This is a genomic window from Streptomyces sp. NPDC055749 (genome assembly GCF_053617235.1).
Window position 1 is genome coordinate 95957 of record NZ_JBSHFH010000014.1, and the last position, 22410, is coordinate 118366.

16 protein-coding genes are annotated in these 22410 nt (G+C 72.1%); 9 read left to right on the forward strand and 7 right to left on the reverse strand.

The window, feature by feature from the left end:
- Positions 1-16: 16 nt before the first annotated feature.
- From ACWGO0_RS13510 to ACWGO0_RS13520, 3 genes are all read right to left on the reverse strand, one after another.
- Positions 17-1213, reverse strand: a complete 1197-nt coding sequence (locus ACWGO0_RS13510; protein WP_453532770.1) for a CaiB/BaiF CoA transferase family protein — start codon at positions 1211-1213, stop codon at positions 17-19.
- 73 nt (positions 1214-1286) lie between these two features.
- Complete coding sequence (locus ACWGO0_RS13515; RefSeq protein WP_453532773.1) at positions 1287-2111, reverse strand: ABC transporter permease; 825 nt, start codon at positions 2109-2111, stop codon at positions 1287-1289.
- Positions 2108-3088 (reverse strand): ATP-binding cassette domain-containing protein, encoded by a 981-nt coding sequence (locus ACWGO0_RS13520; RefSeq protein WP_453532776.1) that lies wholly within the window; start codon positions 3086-3088, stop codon positions 2108-2110. Before ACWGO0_RS13520 ends, ACWGO0_RS13515 begins: the two co-directional genes overlap by 4 nt.
- A gap of 62 nt (positions 3089-3150) precedes the next feature.
- Here ACWGO0_RS13520 and ACWGO0_RS13525 point away from each other — a divergent pair, with 62 nt between their 5' ends.
- Complete coding sequence (locus tag ACWGO0_RS13525) at positions 3151-3861, forward strand: TetR/AcrR family transcriptional regulator C-terminal domain-containing protein (protein ID WP_453532778.1); 711 nt, start codon at positions 3151-3153, stop codon at positions 3859-3861.
- Positions 3862-3894: 33 nt separating this feature from the next.
- Here the strand turns inward: ACWGO0_RS13525 and ACWGO0_RS13530 are convergent, their stop codons facing one another.
- The 3 genes from ACWGO0_RS13530 to hmgA are packed head-to-tail and all read right to left on the reverse strand — an operon-like array spanning position 3895 to position 7345.
- Positions 3895-5136, reverse strand: coding sequence for a type ISP restriction/modification enzyme (locus ACWGO0_RS13530; protein ID WP_453532781.1), 1242 nt, complete (start codon positions 5134-5136; stop codon positions 3895-3897).
- 41 nt (positions 5137-5177) lie between these two features.
- Positions 5178-5954 carry a GntR family transcriptional regulator gene (locus ACWGO0_RS13535; RefSeq protein WP_453532784.1) on the reverse strand — a complete coding sequence of 259 codons (777 nt, stop codon included), beginning with the start codon at positions 5952-5954 and terminating at the stop codon, positions 5178-5180.
- A 53-nt stretch (positions 5955-6007) separates the two neighbouring features.
- On the reverse strand, positions 6008-7345 hold the full coding sequence (gene hmgA / locus ACWGO0_RS13540) for a homogentisate 1,2-dioxygenase (protein ID WP_453532787.1): 1338 nt from the start codon (positions 7343-7345) through the stop codon (positions 6008-6010).
- 168 nt (positions 7346-7513) lie between these two features.
- On the opposite strand from hmgA, the gene ACWGO0_RS13545 reads away from it, so the two are divergent.
- The 8 genes from ACWGO0_RS13545 (at position 7514) to ACWGO0_RS13580 (ending at position 19031) form a co-directional block, all read left to right on the forward strand.
- Positions 7514-9592 carry a right-handed parallel beta-helix repeat-containing protein gene (locus ACWGO0_RS13545; RefSeq protein ID WP_453532790.1) on the forward strand — a complete coding sequence of 693 codons (2079 nt, stop codon included), beginning with the start codon at positions 7514-7516 and terminating at the stop codon, positions 9590-9592.
- Positions 9589-10431, forward strand: a complete 843-nt coding sequence (locus ACWGO0_RS13550) for a hypothetical protein (RefSeq protein WP_453532793.1) — start codon at positions 9589-9591, stop codon at positions 10429-10431. The genes ACWGO0_RS13545 and ACWGO0_RS13550 overlap by 4 nt, the downstream gene beginning before the upstream one ends.
- The gene (locus ACWGO0_RS13555; protein ID WP_453532796.1) at positions 10428-11714 is read left to right on the forward strand and encodes a hypothetical protein; all 1287 of its coding nucleotides are present in this window, start codon (positions 10428-10430) and stop codon (positions 11712-11714) included. The genes ACWGO0_RS13550 and ACWGO0_RS13555 overlap by 4 nt, the downstream gene beginning before the upstream one ends.
- Before the next feature lie 81 nt (positions 11715-11795).
- Positions 11796-12416 carry a TetR family transcriptional regulator gene (locus ACWGO0_RS13560; protein WP_453532799.1) on the forward strand — a complete coding sequence of 207 codons (621 nt, stop codon included), beginning with the start codon at positions 11796-11798 and terminating at the stop codon, positions 12414-12416.
- Between the two features lie 123 nt (positions 12417-12539).
- Positions 12540-14720 (forward strand): molybdopterin oxidoreductase family protein, encoded by a 2181-nt coding sequence (locus tag ACWGO0_RS13565; protein ID WP_453532802.1) that lies wholly within the window; start codon positions 12540-12542, stop codon positions 14718-14720.
- 121 nt (positions 14721-14841) lie between these two features.
- Entirely contained in the window at positions 14842-16260 is a 1419-nt protein-coding gene (locus tag ACWGO0_RS13570; RefSeq protein WP_453532805.1) for a CitMHS family transporter, read from the forward strand.
- Positions 16260-17528: an MFS transporter gene (locus ACWGO0_RS13575; RefSeq protein ID WP_453532808.1), complete on the forward strand. Its 1269-nt coding sequence runs from the start codon at positions 16260-16262 to the stop codon at positions 17526-17528. The genes ACWGO0_RS13570 and ACWGO0_RS13575 overlap by 1 nt, the downstream gene beginning before the upstream one ends.
- Before the next feature lie 138 nt (positions 17529-17666).
- Positions 17667-19031, forward strand: coding sequence for an ABC transporter ATP-binding protein (locus ACWGO0_RS13580; protein ID WP_453532811.1), 1365 nt, complete (start codon positions 17667-17669; stop codon positions 19029-19031).
- Positions 19032-19056: 25 nt separating this feature from the next.
- On the opposite strand, the gene ACWGO0_RS13585 is transcribed toward ACWGO0_RS13580, so the two are convergent.
- Complete coding sequence (locus ACWGO0_RS13585; protein ID WP_453532814.1) at positions 19057-22401, reverse strand: ATP-binding protein; 3345 nt, start codon at positions 22399-22401, stop codon at positions 19057-19059.
- Positions 22402-22410: the final 9 nt, after the last annotated feature.

The following is a 22410-nucleotide window of genomic DNA, read 5'->3' on the forward strand; positions in this document are numbered from 1 at the left end:
CACCGCTCGGGGCGGTTCAGGCGATCACACCGTCCCGGCGCAGCGCTGCTGTCTGCTCGTCCGTCATCCCCAGGGCCCGCAGGGTTGCGTCGGTATGTTCTCCCAGCGCCGGTACGGCGCCCATCCGAGCCTCCTCCCCGCCCGGCAGCGTGATGGGCGGCAGCAGCGCGCGCAGTGCCCCGACCGGTGACTCCACTTCCCGCCACCGGTCCCGGGCGGCCAGCTGGGGATGCGCCGCGACATCGGCCACGGTGTTCAGCCGGGCGCAGGCGATTCCCGCCGCGTCCAGCCTGGCGAGTGCTTCCTTCCCGGTCAGCGCGCCCAGTGCGCGTGCCACCACCGTGTCCGTCCGCTCCCTGTTCGCGGTCCGTGCCGTATTCGTGGCGAATCCCGGATCGTCCGCCAACTCGGGCTGTTCCAGGACCTGTTCCGCCAGCCGCCGCCACTCCCGGTCGTTCTGTACGGAGAGCAGCACCCGCTCTCCGTCCGCCGTGGCGTAGGCGTCGTACGGAGCGATGACGGAGTGCGCGAGCCCGGTGCGCGCCGGGGCTTCGCCGCCGTGCATGCCGTGGTGCAGGGGATGGCCCATCCACTCGGCCAGCGAGTCCAGCATGGAGACCTCCACCGGCCCGCCGCGCCCGGTGGTGGCGCGCCGCAGCAGGGCGGCGAGCACACCCGAGAAGGCGTACATCGCCGCCGCGATATCGGCCGCGGGGACTCCGGCCTTCACCGGCTGCCCGGGAGAGCCGGTGACCGATACGAGGCCCGCCTCGCACTGGACGAGCATGTCGTACGCCCGCTTGTGCGCGTACGGTCCCTCGGCCCCGTAACCGGAGATGTCGACGGCCACCAGGCGCGGGTGTTCCGCGCAGAGCGTGGCGGCGTCCAGGCCCAGCCGGGCGGCGGCTCCCTGGGCCAGGTTCTGTACGAACACGTCGGCGCCCGCGATGAGTCGGCGCACCACGGCGAGCCCGCGAGGGTCCTTGAGATCGACCGCCACCGACTCCTTGCCGCGGTTGCACCAGACGAAGTGGGAGGCGAGGCCCCGGGCCGCGGTGTCGTAGCCGCGGGCGAAGTCGCCACCGTCCGGGCGCTCGATCTTGACGACCCTGGCGCCGAGGTCGGCCAGCTGCCGTGTCGCGAAGGGGGCCGCTACGGCCTGCTCGACGGCGACGACGGTCACGCCTTCGAGGGGGAGGGGCTGAGTGCTCATCCGCCGTGCTTACCGTGCGGCCGGCGACTTTGTCACCCCCGGCCGGCCGGCCGGGGGCGGCGCGGCCCCGGGCTCAGGCGCCGCGCGTGTAGCGGCGCACGGTCAGCGGCACGAACACGATGAGCATGACCGCCGACCAGGCCAGGGTGCCCGCGACCGGGTGGGCGACCGGCCAGGCGGCGTCGGCGGCCGGGGCCGCGTTGCCGAAGAGATCGCGGGTGGCCGCGGCCATGGAGCTGATCGGATTCCACTCCGTGACGGTGCGCAGCCACCCGGGCTGGTTGTCCGTCGGGACGTACGCGCTGGAGAGCAGCGGCAGGATGAAGGTGGCGCTGCCCAGCTGGCCCGCTGCCTCCTCCTTGCGGACGACCAGGCCGAGGAAGTAGCCGACCCAGGACGTCGCGAACCGGAAGAGGAGCAGCAGCCCGAACGCGCCGAGTGCCGGAGCCCAGCCGCCGTCGATGCGCCAGCCCACCGCGAGCCCGACGAGCATCAGCGGGATCATGCCGAGCCCCGTGGTCAGCATGTCGGCGGTGTTGGCCCCGAGCGGCACGGCGGCCCGGCTCATGGGCAGCGTACGGAAGCGGTCCATCACGCCGCGGTCGCAGTCCTGCGCCGCGGCGAACATCCCGATCATGAGCCCGTTGGCGGCCGTCGCGGCGATGAGGCCGGGTACCAGGAACGCGCGGTACTCCTGCCCCGGCATGGCCAGGGCGCTGCCGAACACATAGCCGAAGAAGAGCAGCATCGTGATCGGCATGGTCTGGGTCAGGATCAGGATGCCGGGGGATGCCTTGAGCCGCTGGAGATGGCGGCCGGTCATGGCCAGGCCGTCGGCGATCAGGGTGCCGGTGGCGGGTGCCGGGTTGTGCTCGGCGACCAGGGCGGTGGCGCTCATGCTGCCTGCTCCTTCAGTTCGTTGCCGCTGGGGCCGCTGGGGCCGCGTGCGGTGAGGCGCAGGAACACCTCGTCGAGTGTGGGCGGTCGCAGACTCGCGTCGATCACCGGCACGCCCGCGGCGTCCAGTTCGCGGACGATGCGCGGCAGGGTGAGGGTGTAGTCGGTCGTGACGGCGCCGACCGTGCGGCGCTCGTGGTCGAGCACCGGTTCGGTGCCGGTCAGCTGGTCCAGGACGCCCGCGGCGGGGGTGAGCGCCGAGGTGTGTGCGACGACGACTTCCGCGTAACTCCCGATGCGTGCCTTGAGTTCGGTCGGGGTCCCGCGGTGGGCGGCCCGGCCGTGGTCGATCAGGACGATGTCGTCGGCCAGCCGGTCGGCCTCCTCCAGGTACTGGGTGGTGAGCAGGACGGTGGTGCCCCGGTCCGCGAGTTCGCGTACGGCAGCCCAGATCTGGTTGCGGCTCTGCGGGTCGAGTCCGGTGGTCGGCTCGTCGAGGAAGAGCACCTGCGGGCGGGTGAGCAGGCTGGCGGCGAGGTCGAGGCGCCGGCGCATGCCGCCCGAGTAGGTGCTGGCCGGGCGGTCGGCGGCCTCGGTCAGCTCGAAGCGTTCGAGGAGGTCGTCGGCGCGCGTGCGGCCCGCCTCGCCGCGGAAGCGCAGCAGCCGGGCGAAGAGGCGCAGATTCTGCCGGCCGGTGAGATCGCCGTCCACCGACGCGTTCTGCCCGGTGACACCGATCACTCCGCGCACGGCGGCGGCCTCGCGCACCACGTCGTGGCCCGCGATCCTGGCGCTCCCGGCGTCCGGTGCGGTGAGGGTCGTGAGCACCTGGACGGCGGTGGTCTTGCCCGCCCCGTTGGGCCCCAGGACTCCGCAGACGGTGCCTTCGGCCACGGCGAGGTCGAGTCCGCGCAGGGCGTGGACGTCGCCGTAGCGCTTCTCCAGACCCTCACTAAGTACAGCGTACGTAGTATTCATGTGTCCACCGTACCTCACTACGTACGGTGTACGTAACTAGGATGGTGGTGAGGTGGTGATCGATGGTGGGGCGACCCGCTGTACCCGAAGTGATCTGGGCCCGTCCGGAGCGTGCGGGCCGTGGCCCGAAGCCGGCTTTCAGCAGGGCCGACATCGCGGCAGCCGCCGTGCGCATCGCCGACGCCGAAGGCATCGACGCGGTGTCGATGCGGAAGGTGGCGGCGGAGCTCGGCTGCGGCACGATGTCGCTGTACAACTACGTGCCGCGCAAGGAAGACCTGCTGGAGCTGATGTTCGACGCGATCAGCGCCGAGTACGACCTGACGGCCGGGCCGTCGGAGGACTGGCGGGAGGCCGTGGTCGCGCTGGCCCACCAGACGCGCGCGCTGATGCACCGCCACCCCTGGGTGCCGGGCATGATGTCGGGCGTCTACGGCTTCAGCCCAAACGTGCTCGACTTCCTGGAGCACGAACTGAGCCTCCTGGACGGGCTCGACGTGCCGTTCGGACAGAAGATGGAGCTGATCGCCCTCGTCCAGGGCGTGGTCACCACGTTCGTGTCCAACGAGATCGCGACGGCGGAGCACAGCCGGTCGCTGCCGTGGACGGAGGAGCAGGAGAAGGCCGCGCGCACGAGCTATCTGGTCAGCCAGATCTCCACCGGGAAGTACCCGCGCATGGCGGCCGGGTTCGCCGAGGACCCCGGCCCGGTCGATCCGGACCTGTTCTTCGAGCGGGCCTTGGGCCGGGTGCTGGCTTCGTTCGGTCCGTAGGACTTTCGCAGGTCCACGTAGAGCTTTCTCAGGTCACAGCAGGGCGAACTGTCCCTCCGGACCCTCTTCCTGATGGTCGAGTACGGAGGCGGGGCGCCGGGCGGCGGCCGGTACCGGCAGGATTCCGGCCGATCGCAGGTCGCTGCGGGAAATCGTCGGAGCCCCTGCGAGCCGGTCGGCCAGCGCCTCCTGCCGGGGCCGGAGTCCGTCGAGAAGCGCGAGCGCGGTGATCAGTTCGAGCAGCTCCGATGTCCACTCCTGCGGCCAGCCGCGCGGACGCAGCGCCTCCAGACCGTCGCCATCGGCCGCCGCGGTGCGCCGCTCGAACCAGAGCTCCAGCATCCGTACGCCGTCCACCCGGAATTCCCAGGCCCCGGCGGGGACGGGCGAGATACGGCCTTCGCCGAGGCTCAGGATCTCCGTATCCGGGTCGTAGTCCAGCGTGGCGGGCTGTGGCGGTACGGCTGCGCGTACGTAGGGGCGGCGGCCACCCGGCAGCCGGGGGCGCTCCCCGCCGCGCGCTCCGCGCAGGTGGAGGCGCAGGAGCTCGCGGCCGAGACCGACACCGGCCGACCAGAGGGCGCGGTCGGCGGGCAGCGGCACACGGCAGCCCTCGGGGGAGGGCAGGGCGACGGCGAGCGTCCACGCGAGTACGGACTCCGGGGTGACCTCGTGCCCGTCGGCGTCCCCGTACCGCGCGCGCAGCATGTCGAGGAGGCCGGGCGCCAGATTGGGCTCGCGCCCGCCGGGCCGCCGGTAGAGCGGGCGGATCCGGCCGGGGCGGCCCGCGGGGGAGTACCCGTCGGGCAGCAGCGCCGTCACGGACAGGGCGGGTCCGCCGGTCTGCGGTACGTGTCCGGGCTCGACGGCGAAGAACTGGTGCTCGTCCGCCACCCGCCACAGCTCGGGCCGGGCCGCGTCGATCAGCCGGTGGTCGGGCAGCAGCCACTGCTCGTCGAACGGGCCGTGCAGGACCCGGACCGGCTCCGGGCAGGGCCCCGGCTCGCGGGCGAACCTGCCCGTACCGGTGGACTGCCCCGGCAGTGCGGCGACCGCAGTGCGCGGTGTACGGAAACGGCTGGGCCGGAACAGCCGGTCCTGCTCGGCGCCCTCGGCCCGTACCAGCAGGTCCCAACGGGCCCTGAGCGTCGCCGCGTCGGGGGCCGTCACCCAGGGGCGGCCCGTCCGCATCGGCCGCACCGACCACGGCATGAGTTCGTCGAGCAGCGGGACGGTCTCGTCCCCGCCGGCTCCGGCCGCCACCCGCGCTGCCACTGTGTCGTCCTCCTATCCGACCCTGATCCGCCGGACAGACCCTAGTGCGCTTCGACCGTCACCGAGAAGGAGAAACGGTCCCCCCGGTAGCGGATCCGGGCCACGTCCACGACCTGGCCGCTCTCGTCGTACGTCACGCCCGTGTAGTGGAGGATCGGGCTGAGCAGGGGCACCTGGAGCAGGTCGGCGGTGACCGGGTCGGCCAGGCGCGCCTCGACGGTGTCGGTGATCCGGGAGATCCGTACCCCCAGGGTGTCGCGGAGCACCTTGGTCATCGGCCACCGTTCGAGATCGGCCACATCGAGCCCCTCCGCGATCTCGGGGCGCAGGGCGTTCTCCGCCCAGTTCGTGGGTTCACCGGTCTCGCCGTCGCAGCGCAGCCGCCGGTAGCTGACGACCTCGGTGCAGCCGGGGAAGAACTCGGCGAGGTCCCCCGGCACCGAGGTCGGGCCGTGGCCGAGGACGGTCGTGCGCTCGCCCGACTGCTGGGCGACGATCGTGTCGATCGAACCCAGCAGCCGGACCGGTGAGACGCGCCGGGCCCGCGGCTCGATGAACGTGCCGCGCCGCCGGTGCCTGCTGATCAGGCCCTCCGTCTCCAGCTCCTTGAGTGCCTGGCGCATGGTGAGGACGCTCACGCCGTAGTGCCCGGCGAGCTGTTCCTCGGTGGGCAGCCGCAGGGAGGCGTCCTGCGGGCGGCCGAGTATCGACGCCCGCAGGGACTGCGAGACCTGGTACCACAGGGGGAGTTTCCGGTTCAGGACCAGTGAGTCGGGAGCAAAGGCGGGCGTGTGATTCACCTCGTTCACCTGATTCATCCGGTTCACCTGGAGTCTCTGTGCTGCGGTGTGGCCGGCCCGGGAGAAGTCTCCTACGGCCGGAAGTTGCGGCTCAGACCCTGCCACACCTCGTCGTAACCGCGCTGGAGATGGTCGGCGGTGGCCGCCTGACCGGTCGCCGTGACCGGCCAGCGCGTCTCGAACATGAAGGCCAGACCGTCGTCGATCTTCTGCGGCTTCAGCTCGGCCGCGCTCGCCCGGTCGAAGGTCTCCCGGTCGGGACCGTGCGCCGACATCATGTTGTGCAGCGACCCCCCGCCCGCCACGAACCCGCCCTTTCCGGCCGTCTTCGCGTCGTACGCGCCCTCGATCAGGCCCATGTACTCGCTCATCACATTGCGGTGGAAGTACGGCGGACGGAAGGTGTCCTCGCCGACCAGCCAGCGCGGCGCGAAGACGACGAAGTCGACGCCCGCGAGACCCGGGGTGTCGGACGGTGAGGTCAGCACCGTGAAGATCGACGGGTCCGGGTGGTCGTAGCTGATGGAGCCGATCACATTGAAGCGGCGCAGGTCGTAGACGTACGGGACGTGGTTGCCGTGCCAGGCGACGACATCGAGCGGCGAGTGGTCGTACGTCGCCGACCAGAGGTTGCCGCAGAACTTGTTGATCACCTCGACGGGGCGTCCCGCGTCCCCGTCGTCCTCGTACGCCGCGACCGGGGCCCGGAAGTCCCGTGCGTTGGCGAGGCCGTTGGCGCCGATCGGGCCGAGGTCGGGCAGGACGAACGGCTGCCCGTAGTTCTCGCAGACGTAGCCGCGGGCGGTGGCATCGAGCAGTTCGACGCGGAAGCGGACGCCGCGGGGGATCAACGCCACCTCGCCGGGGCCGGTGCGCAGCAGGCCGAATTCGGTACGGATCAGGAGGGCGCCGCGCTCCGGGACGATCAGCAGTTCGCCGTCGGAGTCGCTGAACACACGGTCGGTCATGGAGGAGTCGGCGTGGTAGAGGTGCACGGCCATGCCCGTGCGCTGGGTGGCGTCGCCGTTGCCGCCGAGGGTCCACAGGCCGGCCAGGAAGTCGGTGCCGGACGCGGGGTCGGGGAGCGGGTCCCAGCGCAGCCGGTTGGGGTCGGGGACGGTCTCGGTGAAGGGCGCGGTGCGCACGGCCCCGTTGTCGATGCGGACGAACGGCGGATGGGCGGCCGAGGGGCGGATGCGGTACAGCCAGGAGCGGCGGTTGTGCGATCTCGGCTCGGTGAAGGCGGAGCCGCTCAGCTGCTCCGCGTACAGCCCGAGGGGTGCGCGCTGCGGTGAGTTGCGGCCGAGCGGCAGAGCGCCCGGGATCGCCTCCGAGCTGTGCTCATTGCCGAAACCGGTGGAGTACGCAAGTCCCTCCGCCGTCTTCCTCGCCTGCTCGATGCCGCTCATGATGCGCTCCCGGTGCGTTCGGAATCCCATGGACCCCTTGGACGAGGAATCCTATGGTCAACCGTAGGAATCAGAACAGGGCGCGTCAACGGCATTCGGCGTGCATGGCGGGATCCAAAAGCTGCACGGGGGGTTCAAAAAGCTGAACAATGCTCTACTCTCCGGCACATGTCGTGGACACGAAGACTTCTGGTGGTTCTGGCGGCCCTCGCCGCCGCGCTTCTGACGGCCCCTGCCGCCCAGGCGCACGAGGAACGTCCCGTCACGCTGCCCGACGGAACGGGCAGCGTTCCCGTCCTGCGCACCGGCCCGCCCGATCTGCTGGTCTGCAAGAGCGACCGGGCGGACTTCGAGCGGCGGATATCGGGCTTCCCCACGCCGTTGAAGGCCCGGAACCTGGAGCTGTTCGACCGCTGCCAGAAGTCCGGCTACCGGCACCTCCAGCAGGCCGTCGACGCGGTCGGCCGCCCCGGCATGAACATCGCGATCCTGCCCGGCCTGTACGAGGAGGAGCCCTCGCTGACCGCGCCGGCCGGTGCCTGCGCCCGGCTGAAGGCGCCGCAGTCGCAACTCGGCTACCAGATCCTCAGCTACGCGCAGCAGAAGCAGTGCCCGCACAACCAGAACCTGGTCGCGATCCTCGGAAAGAAGAACCTCCAGATCGAGGGCACGGGCGCCGAGCGCACGGACGTCGTCATCGACGCCAAGTACCAGAAGCTCAACGCGGTCCGCGCCGACAAGTCCGACGGGAGCTACTTCAAGAACTTCACCGCCCAGCGGACCACCTTCAACTCCCTGTACGTGCTGGCCCAGGACGGCTTCGTCATCGACGACGTACTCACCCGCTGGAACGACGAGTACGGCTTCCTCACCTTCGCCAGCGACCACGGGCTGTACAAGAACTGCGAGTCGTACGGGAACGGCGACTCCGGCATCTATCCCGGCAGCGCCTCGGACATCAACACCGCACGCGGCTACGACGTTCCGCGCTACGCCATCGAGATCACCGGCTGCCGCAGCCACCACAACATGGTCGGCTACTCGGGCACGGCGGGCGACTCCGTCTACGTCCACGACAACGAGTTCGACCACAACATGGGCGGCGCCTCGATGGACAGCGCCTTCCCCGGCCACCCCGGGCTGCCGCAGAACCACGCCCGCTTCGAGCGCAATCTGATCCATGACAACAACGCCGACTACTACCAGTACGTCGCCGACGGCACATGCGCCAAGCCGCCCGTCGAGCGCGGCTACGAGGAGGGCGTGGTCTGCCCGCAGATCTCCATGCCGCCGGGCACCGGCATCATCACGGCGGGCGGCAACTGGAACATCTACGAGAACAACTGGATCTACGGGCACCAGCGCGCCGCCTTCTTCCTGAGCGCCGTCCCCGCCTTCATCCGGGGCGAGGAGGCGTTGTCCAAGCAGACCGACACCTCGCACCACAACCGGTACGCCGGAAACCACCTCGGCACCGACCGCGACGGCAAGGCCCGGCCCAACCGCACCGATGTGTGGTGGGACGGCCAGGGCGAAGGCAACTGCTGGCAGCCGGGCACCGGGTCCTCGACCCCGCGCACGCTGCCCGAGTGCGGCAAGGAGCGCGGCGATGTGTCGGGCAACACCGGTCGGCTGGCGGGCGAACCGGTGAAGCTCGCACAACTCCTGGTGTGCGCCGACTACAACGTGCAGGCGCGAAGGCTGCCGGCGGGCTGCGACTGGTACGGGGCCCGGGGCATCGAGCGCGTCGAGGTACAGGCGGCCCTGGGTACGGCTGTGGTGCTCGCCCTGGTCGGCGGTGTGCTGTGGTGGCGCCGGCTGCGGCACAGCCGCACGGCGACCGTGGTGACCGTGCTGGGCGCGATCGGCCTCGCGCTGGACGTGGCCGGATCGACGATGGGCCTCGCCTCCTCGTATCTGCCCGCGGTGGCGCTGCTGCTGACCGGCGTGTGGTGGACCGGCATCGGCCTCGTCCTGCGGCACGGACGGCCGGGTCTCGGCTGGACCACGGTGGTGCTGGGCGCTCTGACCCTGCTCGACGCCTTCGACAAGGCGGTCCTGATGATTCCGTGGATCCCTCTGAGCCCCGCATGGCTGCGGACCCTGCTCGGCGTGGTCTGGGTGATCTGGGCCGTGGCAGCCGCGGCACGCGGCGGCGCGGAGCGTGTGGACCGTACGGAGGGTGCGGAGGGTGCGGAGGGCACGGAGGGTGTAAGTGTGGGCGCCGCCGAAGAGGAGCCGTCGTGAGGCGGGACCTCGGGCGGCGACTCGGGCGGCGGCTGGGGAAGGGCGCCGCCCTCCTCCTCGCGGCCGGACTCGTGCTGGGCGTCAGTGGCTGCGGTGGGCGGGCCACCACGCATCACAAGCCCGGCACCAGCCACGAGCAGGCGGAGGGCGCCGTGGGCCGCCTCCTCGCCGCCGACGACGGAACCGGGCACCGGCTGCGTCAGGTGGACGCGGCGGGCGCCCCCGGGCTGACCCTCTCCGCCCGGCCCGACTCCGAGGACGGCTGGAACCTCCGTCTCTCCGTACGCGACTTCCGGTTCACCCCGGACAGCGTGGGCGGCGCCGCCCTCCCCGGGCGCGGCCACGCCCGCCTGTTCGTCGACGGCCGCCTCCTGGCCCGGCTCTACGGCCCCTGGTACCACCTGCCCTCCGCCCTGCTCCGCGGGGCGGGCGGCGACGCATCCCTCACCGCCCGGCTGTACGCCGACGACCACACCGCCTGGGCCGTCGACGGAAAGCCGATCCAGACCACCATCCCCCTCACCAACGGCACCACCAGCCCCACGGGCCCTGCCGTCTCTCCGGAGCCCGCCGAAGCCGACCGGACCCTGGACATCGAGGTCAGCCAGGGCGCGGTCCGTCCCGCGCCTGGGCGCACCGAGGTCAAGAAGGGTGACCGCATCGCGCTCCGGGTCCGCAGCGACCGCGCCGACACCCTCCACGTCCACGGCTACGACAAGGAGATGCGGCTGCCCGCGGGCAGAACCGCCACCCTCACCGTCACCGCCGACCGCACCGGACTCTTCGAGGTCGAGACGCACGAGTCCGGGCTGCTCCTGACCCAGCTCGTCGTCCGGTGACGGCCGTCCTCGCCCATGGCGTCGGCTCCCGGCACGATCTGCCGCTCTCCCCCTTCTACGCCTTCGCCGGGGCCTTCACGGCGCTCTTCGTCTCCTTCCTCGCGCTCGGTCTGCTCTGGTCCGTCTCCCGCTTCCGTGGCGACGAGGCCGGCCGCCCGCTCCCCGTCCTCCTCCAGCGCCTCGCGGACGCCGGGCCGACCCGGACCGCGGCGCGCGGACTCGGCCTGGCCGCCGCCCTGTTCGTGCTGGGCCACCTCCTCCTCGGCCCGGACGACCCGGAGCGCAACCCGGCCGCGGGCACGGTCTACCTACTCCTGTGGGTCGGGCTCGTCCCCGCCTCCCTCCTCCTCGGCCCGGTCTGGCGCCTGTTCAATCCTCTGCGCACCCTGCACCTCCTCCTCTGCCGCGCGCTCGGCCGCGACCCCGGCGCCGGCCGCCCGCTCCCCGTACGCCTCGGCCTGTGGCCGGCCGCCGCCGGGCTGCTCGCCTTCACCTGGCTCGAACTCGCGGCGCCCGAACCCGCGTCGAGCGGCACCCTCCTCCTCTTCCTCGCCCTCTACGCCGTGTGCCACCTGGCGGGCGCCGCCCGCCACGGCTCCCGCTGGTTCGACCACGCCGATGCCTTCGAGGTCTACTCCGGCCTGCTCGCCCGCCTCTCCCCGCTCGGCCGCCGCCCGGCCGACCGCCGCCTCGTCCTGCGCTCCCCGTTCAACGGTCTCGACGCCACACCCCAGGCCCCCGGCCTCGTCGCCACCGTCTGCGTCCTGCTCGGCTCCACCGCCTACGACGGCTTCTCCGACGCCCCGTCCTGGATCTCCGCCGTCCAGACCTCACCCCTCGGCCGCACCGCCGCCGCCACCCTCGGACTGCTCGGCGCCGTCGCCCTCGTCGCCGCCCTGTACGCCCTCTGTGCCGGAGCCACCCGGCTGATCTGTGGCCCCCTGCCGCACCCCCTCACCGCTTTCGCCCACTCGCTCGTCCCCATCGCGCTGGGCTATCTCGTCGCCCACTACTTCACGCTCTTCGTCACCGAAGGACCACGCACAGTCATGGTGGCATCCGGCACTGACAATCCGGCCGCGCCCGAACCGCCCCTGGGTCCTGGCGGGCTCGCCGTCCTCCAGGTCGCCGCCGTCGTCCTCGGCCACGTCCTCGGCGTCGTCGCCGCGCACGACCGGTCCGTCCGGCTGTTCCCCGCCGGACGCGCCGTCGCGGGGCAACTGCCGTTGCTCATCCTGATGATCGCGTACACCATCGGGGGGCTGAGCCTGCTCATCGCATGAGCCTGCTCATCGCCCGGCCCCGCTCATCGCCTGACCCGCCGACGGTCACCGCCCGCTCCGGAGAGGAGACCCCACGGCATCATGGAGCCCGTGCCCCATGCGAATACGAACCTCCGCCGCGCCCCCGTGCAGCAGCGCAGCGCAGAACGCCTCGCCCGGATACTCGACGCCTGCGCCCAGCTCCTCGACGAGACCGGCTACGAACAGCTCTCCACCCGGGCCGTCGCCGTGCGCGCCGAGGTGCCCATCGGCTCCGTCTACCGGTTCTTCTCGAACAAACGGGCCCTGGTCGACGCCCTCGCCCACCGCAACCTCGACAGCTACGCCGAGCGCATCACCTCCCGCCTCGTCCCGATCCCGGCCGACGACTGGCGCGCCGCCATCGATGCCGTGCTCGACGAGTACCTGGCCATGAAGCGCTCGGTCCCCGGCTTCGCCCTCGTCGACTTCGGGGCCCCCTCGCCCGCCCAGGACCCGGGCGGCGACGCCAACGTGCGGGTCGCGGGACGGCTGGCCGAACTGCTCGCCGCCCACCTCGGCCGCATCCCGGACGAGGACCTGCTCCGCATGATCCTCGTCTGCGTCGAGGCCGCCGACGCACTGTTCCAACTGGCCTTCCGTATCGAGCCGTCAGGCGACCCGGCCATCGTCGAGGAGACGCGTCACCTGCTCAGGTCGTACCTCGCCCGCGTCCTCGACTGACCGGAACTGCCGGACCTGAACACAAGCCCCCAGGATCGGTAGCGCCAACACCTCCCCACCATCCGTACCGGTCGGTATGCTCGCCCTGTCCGCGTGCCGCCGCTGTCCACCCGGGGAGGACCCATGTCCACCGACTCCCGTACCGCCCTGCGCATCTGCCCCCTCTGCGAGGCCACCTGCGGACTCACCCTCACCATCGAGGGGACGTCCGTGACCGGCGCCAGGGGTGACCGGGACGATGTCTTCAGCCAGGGGTTCATCTGCCCGAAAGGCGCGGCCTTCGGCGGGCTCGACGCCGACCCCGACCGGCTGCGCACGCCCCTCGTCCGTAAGGACGGGGTACTGCGGGACGCGACCTGGGAAGAGGCGTTCGACACGATCGCCGCCCGCATCCCCGCGCTGATCGAGGAGTACGGGCCCCAGAGCGTCGGAGTCGTACTCGGCAACCCCAACGTGCACACGATGGCCGGCGCGCTCTACCCGCCCGTACTGCTCAAGACGCTCCGCACACGCAACATCTTCTCCGCGAGCACCCTCGACCAGATGCCCAAGCACGTCGCCTCCGGACTGCTCTTCGGCGACGCCAACGCCATCGCCGTGCCCGACCTCGACCGCACCGATCATCTGCTGCTCATCGGCGCCAACCCGCTCGAATCCAACGGCAGCCTCTGCACCGCCCCCGACTTCCCGGGCAGGCTCAAGGCGTTGCGGCGCCGCGGCGGTTCCCTCACCGTCATCGACCCGCGCCGCACCCGGACCGCCAAGCTCGCCGACCGGCACGTCCCGATCCGGCCCGGCGCCGACGCCCTGCTCCTCGCCGCCGTCGCCCAGGTCCTCATCGAGGAGAAGCTCGCCGACCCGGCAGCGCTCACCGAGCACCTCGAAGGACTGGACGAACTCACCGAAGCGCTCAAGGAGTTCACCCCGGAAGCGGTCGCCACGGCCTGCGACGTCGACGCCCCCACCATCCGCACGATCGCCCGCGAACTGGCCGCCGCCCCCACCGCCGCCGTCTACGGGCGCATAGGGAGCTGCACGGTCGAGCACGGCACCCTGGCCAGCTGGCTCGTCGACGTCCTCAACATCCTCACCGGCAACCTCGACCGCCCCGGCGGCGCCCTCTTCCCCCTGTCGGCCACCGCACGCGCCCCCCGCCCCGCCGCACCCGGCAAGGGCTTCGCGCTCGGCCGCTGGGCGAGCAGGGTCTCCGGGCACCCCGAGGCCAAGGGCGAGCTGCCCGTCGCCGCGCTCTCCGAGGAGATCGAGACGCCGGGAGAAGACCGGATCCGCGCCCTGCTCGTGCTCGCCGCCAACCCCGTGCTCTCCGCCCCGGACGGCGACCGGCTCGACCGGGCACTCGCCGGCCGGCTCGACTTCATGGTCAGCGTCGACCCGTATCTCAACGAGACCTCACGCCACGCCGATGTCGTGCTGCCCCCGCCCCCGCCCTCGCAGAGCGCCCACTTCGACTTCGCGTTCAACTCCTTCGCCGTGCGCAACCAGGTCCGCTACACCCGCCCGGCCGTTCCCCTGGATGCGGACCGGATGGACGAGAGCGAGATCCTGGCCCGCCTCGTCCTCGCCGTCGGCGCGATGCACGGCGCCCCGCCGCACACGGTCGACGACCTGGTCATCGACACCGCACTCGCCGCGGCAGGCGCGCCGAAGGAGCTCGCGGGCGAACTCTCCGGCCTGACCGGGCCCGAACGGCGCCTCGACCTGATGCTGCGCCTCGGCCCGTACGACCTCACCCTGGACCAGCTGCTCGACCATCCGCACGGCATCGACCTGGGACCGCTGGAGCCCCGCGTTCCGCAGCTCCTGAAGACCCGCAGCGGGCGCATCGAGCTGTTCCCGGCACCGATCGCCGCCGATCTGCCCCGGCTCCGGCAGGCGCTGGACAAGGAGCCGGACGGCCTCGTCCTCGTCGGCCGCCGCCATCTGCGCTCCAACAACAGCTGGATGCACAATGTCGCCGCCCTGAGCGGTGGCACGAACGTCTGCACCTTGCAGATCCACCCCGACGACGCCGCCAGGCTCGGCCTCGTGGACGGCGACACCGCCCGTATCAAGGCCGCCGGAGGCGAGGTCGAGGCGCCGGCGGAGATCACCGACGCGGTACGGACCGGAGTGGTGAGCCTGCCGCACGGCTGGGGGCACAGCCGCCCCGGTACCCGGATGTCCGTCGCCTCGGCCGTCCCCGGAGTCAATGTGAACCAGCTGCTCGACGGCACGCTCCTGGACCCGCTGTCCGGCACGGCTGCCCTCAACGCAGTCCCCGTCTCCGTAACGCCAACTCGTTGACCTGGGGTTTTGCTCGTATTGCTCGCACGTCAACATCTTGTTAACGCCGTGACGGGAGCCCTAACGTCATCCGAACCGCCGACTCCGGTGGGAGTTCAAAGGTGAACGTTAGGTACCCCACATGCTGACAATCCTCGGCTTCGCCATGATCGCGACCTTCCTGGTCCTGATCATGACGAAGAAGATGTCGCCGATCGCGGCGCTGGTCCTGATCCCCGCACTGTTCTGCGTAGCCGTCGGGCAGGGAGCGCAGCTCGGCGACTACGTCATCGAAGGCGTCGGCAATCTCGCGCCGACCGCGGCGATGCTCATGTTCGCCATCGTCTACTTCGGCGTCATGATCGACGTCGGCCTCTTCGATCCGATCGTCAGAGGCATCCTGCGCTTCTGCAAGGCCGACCCGATGCGGATCGTCGTCGGTACGGCGGTGCTGGCCGCGATCGTCTCCCTGGACGGCGACGGCTCCACCACGTTCATGATCACGGTCTCGGCGATGTATCCGCTCTACAAGCGCCTCAAGATGAGCCTGGTCGTGATGACCGGTGTCGCGGCCACCGCGAACGGTGTCATGAACACCCTTCCCTGGGGCGGGCCTACCGCCCGTGCCGCGACCGCGCTCAAGCTGGACGCGGGCGACATCTTCGTGCCGATGATCCCGGCGCTGGCCGTCGGGCTGCTGGCCGTCTTCATCCTGGCGTTCGTCCTCGGCCGCCGTGAGCGCAAGCGGCTCGGCACGCTCTCCATCGACGACGTGCTCGTCACTGAGCCGCAGGCCGAGACCGTCCTGGTCGGAGCGGGTGGCGGCAGCGACCGGCTCCGCAAGGGCTCGGGCTCCGCCGGTACGAGCACGGGCGCCGAGGAGGAAGAAGGCGCGGACGACGAGGACGACGACGAGGCGTTCAAGGGCCTCGACCCCGACCGCGACACCCTGCGCCCCAAGCTCTACTGGTTCAACGCCGGTCTCACCGTCGCCCTGCTGACCGCCATGATCATGGAACTGATGCCGATCCCGGTGCTCTTCCTGCTCGGTGCGGCACTCGCCCTCACGGTCAACTTCCCCCACATGCCCGACCAGCGGGCCCGCATCGCCGCCCACGCCGACAACGTCCTCAACGTCTCCGGCATGGTCTTCGCCGCCGCCGTCTTCACCGGCGTCCTCACCGGCACCGGCATGGTCGAGCACATGGCCGACTGGCTCGTCAGCGCCATCCCCGAGGGCATGGGCCCGCACATGGCCATCGTCACCGGCCTCCTGAGCCTTCCGCTGACGTACTTCATGTCCAACGACGGCTTCTACTTCGGCGTCGTCCCCGTCCTCGCCGAGGCGGGTGCCGCCCACGGCGTCTCCCCGCTGGAGATCGCCCGCGCCTCCCTGGTCGGCCAGGCACTCCACATGTCGTCGCCGCTGGTCCCCGCCGTCTACGTCCTCGTCGGCATGGCGAAGGTCGAGTTCGGCGACCACACCAAGTTCACCGTCAAGTGGGCCGCGCTCACCTCGCTGGTGGTCCTCGGCGCCGGAATCCTCTTCGGCATCATCTGATGGACGTCCCGACCGGGCCCGGCAGGGGCTGGCTGCTCCGCCTCGTCATCGCCTTCTCGTTCGCGCAGGGGGCCGTGTCGATGGCGCGGCCGGCCGTCTCCTACCGGGCCCTTTCGCTCGGTGCGGACGAGCGCGCGATCGGCGTGATCACCGCGGTGTACGCGCTCCTCCCGCTCTTCGCGGCCGTCCCCCTCGGCCGCCGCACGGACCACGGCCGGTGCGCACCGCTGCTGCCGCTCGGCGTGGTCCTGATCGCGGGCGGCTGCGCGCTCAGCGGTACGGCGGGCTCCCTCCCGGCGATGGCGGCCTGGAGCGGAGTCATGGGGCTCGGGCATCTCTGCTTCGTGATCGGCGCCCAGTCGATCGTCGCCCGGCAGTCCGCCCCCGCCGAACAGGACCGCAATTTCGGGCACTTCACCATCGGGGCCTCGCTCGGTCAGCTCATCGGCCCGGTCGCCGCGGGGTACGTCATCTCCGCGGGGGTCGGTGCCATGGCCCGTACCAGCGCACTCGCCCTCGTCGTATCGGCGGCCGTGGCCGCGCTCTCCTTCGTATCCCTCTGGCGCATCGAACACCGAGCGCCCTCCCGGTCCCGTGAGGACCGGGCGGCGAAGGTGCCCGTCGGCCGCATCCTTCGTACCCGGGGTGTTCCCGCGGGCATCTTCATCAGCCTCGCCGTGCTCTCTGCCACCGACATCCTCACGGCCTATCTGCCGGTCGTCGGCGAACAGCGCTCCATCGCGCCCGCCACCGTCGGACTGCTCCTCAGTCTCCGGGCCGCCGCCACGATCGCGTGCCGTCTGGTCATGACGCCGATGCTCCGGCTCCTCGGCCGGACCGCCCTGCTCGTCACGACCTGCCTGCTCGCCGGATTGCTCTGCGCGGGCATCGCCCTGCCGGTCCCGGTGTGGGCGCTCGCCGTCATGCTCGCCGTGCTCGGCTTCTGCCTCGGGGTCGGCCAGCCGCTGTCGATGACGACGGTCGTCCAGGCCGCTCCGGAACGGGCCCGCTCGACCGCGCTCGCCCTGCGGCTGACCGGAAACCGGCTCGGGCAGGTGGCGGCCCCGGCGTCCGCCGGGCTTGTCGCGGGATTCGCGGGGACGGCTGCGCCGTTCGTGATGCTCGGTGCGCTGCTCGTGGGCGCGGCGGGCCTCGGCCTACGGGGAGGGGGCGGCGTACGGGGAGGGAGCGGCCGGCCCGACCGTGGGACGCCCGCTGTTCCCGTGCGGCGCACCGGAAGCACCCGCAAGAACCGGAACCCCGCCTGACACTTGTGCCCCGCCGGATTTCGCTCTCCCCAACCTTCGCGCGAGTCATTCCCACACCCCGTCCGGTGGGCTAACTTCAGGCCACGCAGGCGCTCCCTGCCGCGCGTTCCCCTCACCCTGCCGGGCGGACGAAACCTCATGACTCGCGCCATCTCCCTGCACCACGTCAGCAAGGCGTACGGACGGGCTCCACGCGCCGTCGACCGCTTCTCGCTCTCCATCGAGCCCGGGGAGTTCGTGGTGCTGCTCGGCCCCTCGGGCTGCGGGAAATCGACTGTGCTCCGCATGATCGCGGGCCTGGAGGAGATCACCGAGGGCGAGCTGCTGCTCGACGGCGAACCGGCGAACCACATGACCCCGCGCGAACGCGGAATGGCCATGGTGTTCCAGAACTTCGCGCTCTATCCGAGCATGACGAATCGCGCCAACATCGGCTTCCCGCTGAAACTGGAGAACCCCCGCCAGGACAACAACGAGCGCATCGAGTCCACGGCCCGCATGCTGGGCATCGAGAGCGTGCTCGACCGCTACCCGGCTCAGCTCTCCGGCGGTGAGCGCCAGCGCGTCGCGATGGGGCGGGCCATCTCGCGCAGGCCGTCCGCCTTCCTGATGGACGAGCCGCTGTCCAATCTCGACGCGAAGCTGCGCAACCATCTTCGGGCCGAAATCGCCCAGCTGACAGCGGAGTTGGGTGTCACCACGGTCTATGTGACGCACGACCAGGCGGAAGCGATGTCACTGGGGGACCGGGTGGCCGTGATGCGCGGGGGAGTGCTCCAGCAGGTGAGCACACCGCGCGAGGTCTACGCGCTCCCGGAGAACGTGTTCGTCGCCGCGTTCATCGGAACCCCGCGCATCAACCTGCTCCGCGCCGTGGTCCACGCGCCGCTGGAGGGGCGGATGTCGATCGACCTCGGCCGGCAGCGGCTCGCGCTGCCCGAACCGCTCAGCCCCGACCATCAGTTGCTCCGCATCCAGCAGGGCCGGGAGATCATCGTCGGACTGCGCTCCGAGGCGGTGCGGATCGCGCCGCCCAGCCAAGCGCGGCCCGGTGAGGTCGCCCTCAGCGGCATCGTCGAGCACGTGGAGTACCAGGGGCACGAGGCACTCGTCCACCTCAACACGGGCTCGCAGCCCGCCGTGGTCCCCGACCTGGAATCGGCCAGGCCGCGGCCGGGCGTGCGACGGCGTCGCGCCGGTGGGGGCGGCGGGAGCGGTACGGGTGTGGGCGTCCTGGAGCGGCTTCGGGAGCGCGCCACGGGGCACATCAGCGGGCCTGTGGTCGTCCTCGACGAACCGGGCCCGGAGCGAAGCGCCCCGCGCAGCCCCGACCGGCCGGCGCTCACTTCGGGCGACCTGGTGGTCCGCACGGGGCCCGACATGCGGCTGCGCCGGGGCGGGCAGGTGCCGCTGCTCGTCGACCTGGCGCACCTGTACGTGTTCGACCACCACGGGCGGCGGATCTGCCCGCTGCCGAGGGATGTGCCGGGCCTGGACGTGTAGGGACGGCAGGCTCTGGCCCGCAGCCTCACTCGGTGTGCGGGAGGCGGCGGGCGCGGGTCACCCGGGATGCTCCAGCCGGGTAGGGGAGTTCCGCGGCCAGGGTTGCCGCTCGCGTGAATTCCGCCTCCGCCGCCTGCGTGTGACCCAGTGCGGCCAGGGCCGCCGCGTGGACCGTGCGGGCCTCGGTCTCCGAGAGACGTTCGCCGGTGCGTTCCGCGCGGCCCGTCTCCTCGGCCGCCCGGTTCGCCGCCCTCTCCGGAGCACCCGACAGGAGTTCCGCCCACGCCACCAGATGGGCGGCGCCGGGGCCCGAGTCGTCGGCGAGCAGGGTCAGCGTCTCCGAGGGGCGGCCGTCGCGCAACAGCAGTTCGGCGTCCGCGGTCCGCACCTCGTGCATCGCCTGCCGGTCCGCCTGTGCCCCGGCCACCTCCCCGGCCCGCGCCAGCAGTTCGGGCGCGCCCGCCTCACCGGTTCTGACGCGCACCCGGGCCAGCGCGGCGAGTGCGTAGGGCGTGCACCACTCGTCGCGCTCGCCCGTCTCCCGTACCGCCGCCTCGGCGTGTTCACGGGCCGCGTCGAACTCCATGAGCAGCAGGTGCAGTTCGGCCAGGTTGGCGCGCTCGAAGGCGACGGCTGTCGGGTCCCCGGTGTGCTCGGCGAGCCGCAGTGCCCGCTGCCCGGTCGAGACCGCCTCGGCGAGCCTGCCCGAGCGGCGGGCGTGCTCCCGGAGCACCGAGAGGATCGTGACGAGCAGTTCCTGATCGCCGTACGCCTCCGCGTGCGGCAGGGCCAGATCGGCCGCGGGCCGCGCCTCGGTCAGCCGTCCGGCAAGACCCAGCGATGTGGCCTGGAGCCCCAGCGCCCGGGCCAGCAGCCCGCGCCGCCCGCTGCCGGGAATGGCGTCGGCGGCCAGCTGCGCGGTGCACGCCGAGGCGTGCGCCTCCTCGTACCGCCCGATGACGAACTGGAGCAGCCCCGCGGCCAGATGGTGGGTGGCGGTGGTGAGCGGCGGGGTGTCCGGCAGTGGCGGGTAGGTACGCAGCAGCTCCTCGCCCTCGTCCGTCGAGCGGTACTTCACCAGAACCTCGGTCAGCCGGGCGGCGGCGAGCACCTGCCCGTCCCGGTCGCCCCGCCGGACCATGTCGTCCAGCGCCTCGCGCAGCACTTCGGCCGCTTCCCGGTAGCGGGCCATCCGGCGCAGTACGGCGCCCCGGTCGATCCGGGCCATCGCCGCGTCGGCTGCCAACGCGTCGAGCCTGGCGGTCAGTTCGGCGTAGTAGCGGTCGGCCGTGTCATTGGCGCATACGGCGGCGGCCCGCTCTGCGGCCTGCCGCAGATACTGGGTCGCACGTGGGTCGTCGGCGCGCGTCAGATGCGAGGCCAGCGTGTCGACCGCGTCGGGCCTGCGGCGCAGGACCGCTTCCGCGTACGCGGAGTGCAGCTGCCGGCGGCGGGCGGCTGACAGCCCGTCGTAACAGGTCAGCCGCACCAGCGGATGCCGGAAGACGAGGCCGGGCAGCGGCTGCCCGCCGACCACCACCGGCCGCTCCTCCACCACCGAGGCCGCCACCGCCGCGTCCACGGCGTCCGTCGCCTCCGCGGCGGAGAGCGGGGGGTGCAGTCCGTAACCGGCGACATCCATCACCTCGGACAGCGCGGCTCCCCCGCCCGCCACCGATATCGCCTCGACCACGCGCCGCGCCGCCGGCCCCAGCCTGGCCAGCCGCGCCGCCACCAACTGGCGTACGCCCTCCGGGGCGCTGAGCTCGGCCGGATCGGTGCCCTCGTCGACGGTACGGGCCAGCTCCAGGGCGAACAGAGGGTTGCCGAGCGACAGTTCCCAGACCCGGTCGAGCCCGGTCCGTGCACCCGCGTCCTCGGCGACCGCCAGGCACTCCGCGCGACCGAGCCGCCCCAACTCCACCGAGTGCGCGAGCCCTTGGCGTACAAGGGTGTCCAGCGCGGTGCGCCGCGGGTCCGCGCCGTCCAGCTCCTCCGCGCGGTACGTCACCGCGAACCGCCAGCTCGCCCCCGCGGTCGCCGCACGCCGGGCCAGATGGCTCAGCAGCTGGTACGAGCCGGTGTCGGCGGCGTGCAGATCGTCCAGCACGAGCAGGACGGGGGCGGTCGCCGCGAGATCGCCCAGCAGCCCGGCCGCGGCGCGGAACAACCGGTCGCGCTCCTCCTCCGGGCTGCGTTCCGCCCCCGCCCCGATCTGTCCCAACGAGGGCAGCAGCGACGCGAGTTCGGGGTACTCGCCACCGATCCTGGCCCGCTCGGCGGACGGCCGGTCGGCGAGCCAGGCGTCCAGGGCCTCCACGAAGACGCCGTACGGGGTGTGCCCCTCGGCGTCGTGGCCCGCGCCCCACAGGACGGTCGTCCCGGCCTCGGCCGCCCGCCGGGCCGCCTCCGCCGTCAGCCGCGTCTTGCCCACCCCGGCCTCACCGCCGATCAGCCGCACAGGAGGCCCGTCGGCGGCGAGCAGCACGTCCAGCTCGTCCGCCCTGCCCCGCAGCGGCGGACCGGGCGGGGTGCGTATCGCGGCGGGCAGCACGGGGGCGGACACGGCGGGCAGTACGGACGACGCGGCGTCCAGCGCGAGCAGATGCAGCCGCTCGGTGGCGGGCCCGGGGCGTACGCCGAGTTCGGCGTCGAGCGACTCCCGGCACAGGTGGTACTGACGCACGGCCTGCCTGCGCAGCCCCTGGTGCAGGTAGGCGTCGATCAGGACCCGGTGCGCGCGCTCCTCGGCGGGCGCGGCGGCCAGGGCGCGCAGCGCCACCTCGGTGGCCAGCTCCGTCTCGCCCTCCGCGAGATGGGCCTCGGCGAGCGCCAGCCGTACCCGGTCGCGGAGCGCGGACAGTTCCTCGCGCCGTACCTCGGCCCACGGGGCGTAGCGGTCCTCCGGCAGCAGCTCACCGGTGAACGCCGCGAGTGCGGTGGCCAGCGCGGCGGCCGACCCCCCGGCCAGCGCACGCTCGGCAAGGGTCTCGGCGACATCGGCGTCGATCACCACGGTGTGCGGGTCGAGCCGCAGCAGGGTGCCCTCGCCGGTCAGATAGGACGAGGAGGAGCGGGGCGCCAGCTCCGGCTCGATGGCACGGCGGGCGGCGTGCAGGGCGACCCGCAGACTGCCGAGCGCCGCCTGCGCGTCGGATTCCGGCCAGCAGATCTCCATGGCCTGCTCGCGATGGAGGCTGTGGCCAGGGGAGACGGCGAGCAGTTTCACGAGGGCGCGGGCACTGGGACGCGGCCATTTGTCGGCGAGCGCGGGCCCTCCGTCGCGTACCACTCGGAATCCGCCGAAAAGGTGCAGACGCAGGAGCGGTGGATCGGCCGGTGTGCCGTTTTCCGTCTGCTCTGCGTCCATAAGGGCGTC

Bases quoted from the DNA above. Each gene is read 5' to 3' on its own strand.
- ACWGO0_RS13510 (WP_453532770.1), bottom strand. From the start codon at position 1,213: ATGAGCACTCAGCCCCTCCCCCTCGAAGGCGTGACCGTCGTCGCCGTC.
- ACWGO0_RS13515 (WP_453532773.1), bottom strand. From the start codon at position 2,111: ATGAGCGCCACCGCCCTGGTCGCCGAGCACAACCCGGCACCCGCCACC.
- ACWGO0_RS13520 (WP_453532776.1), bottom strand. From the start codon at position 3,088: ATGAATACTACGTACGCTGTACTTAGTGAGGGTCTGGAGAAGCGCTAC.
- ACWGO0_RS13525 (WP_453532778.1), top strand. From the start codon at position 3,151: ATGGTGGGGCGACCCGCTGTACCCGAAGTGATCTGGGCCCGTCCGGAG.
- ACWGO0_RS13535 (WP_453532784.1), bottom strand. From the start codon at position 5,954: ATGAATCAGGTGAACGAGGTGAATCACACGCCCGCCTTTGCTCCCGAC.
- hmgA (WP_453532787.1), bottom strand. From the start codon at position 7,345: ATGAGCGGCATCGAGCAGGCGAGGAAGACGGCGGAGGGACTTGCGTAC.
- ACWGO0_RS13545 (WP_453532790.1), top strand. From the start codon at position 7,514: ATGTCGTGGACACGAAGACTTCTGGTGGTTCTGGCGGCCCTCGCCGCC.
- ACWGO0_RS13560 (WP_453532799.1), top strand. From the start codon at position 11,796: ATGGAGCCCGTGCCCCATGCGAATACGAACCTCCGCCGCGCCCCCGTG.
- ACWGO0_RS13565 (WP_453532802.1), top strand. From the start codon at position 12,540: ATGTCCACCGACTCCCGTACCGCCCTGCGCATCTGCCCCCTCTGCGAG.
- ACWGO0_RS13570 (WP_453532805.1), top strand. From the start codon at position 14,842: ATGCTGACAATCCTCGGCTTCGCCATGATCGCGACCTTCCTGGTCCTG.
- ACWGO0_RS13575 (WP_453532808.1), top strand. From the start codon at position 16,260: ATGGACGTCCCGACCGGGCCCGGCAGGGGCTGGCTGCTCCGCCTCGTC.
- ACWGO0_RS13580 (WP_453532811.1), top strand. From the start codon at position 17,667: ATGACTCGCGCCATCTCCCTGCACCACGTCAGCAAGGCGTACGGACGG.
- ACWGO0_RS13585 (WP_453532814.1), bottom strand. From the start codon at position 22,401: ATGGACGCAGAGCAGACGGAAAACGGCACACCGGCCGATCCACCGCTC.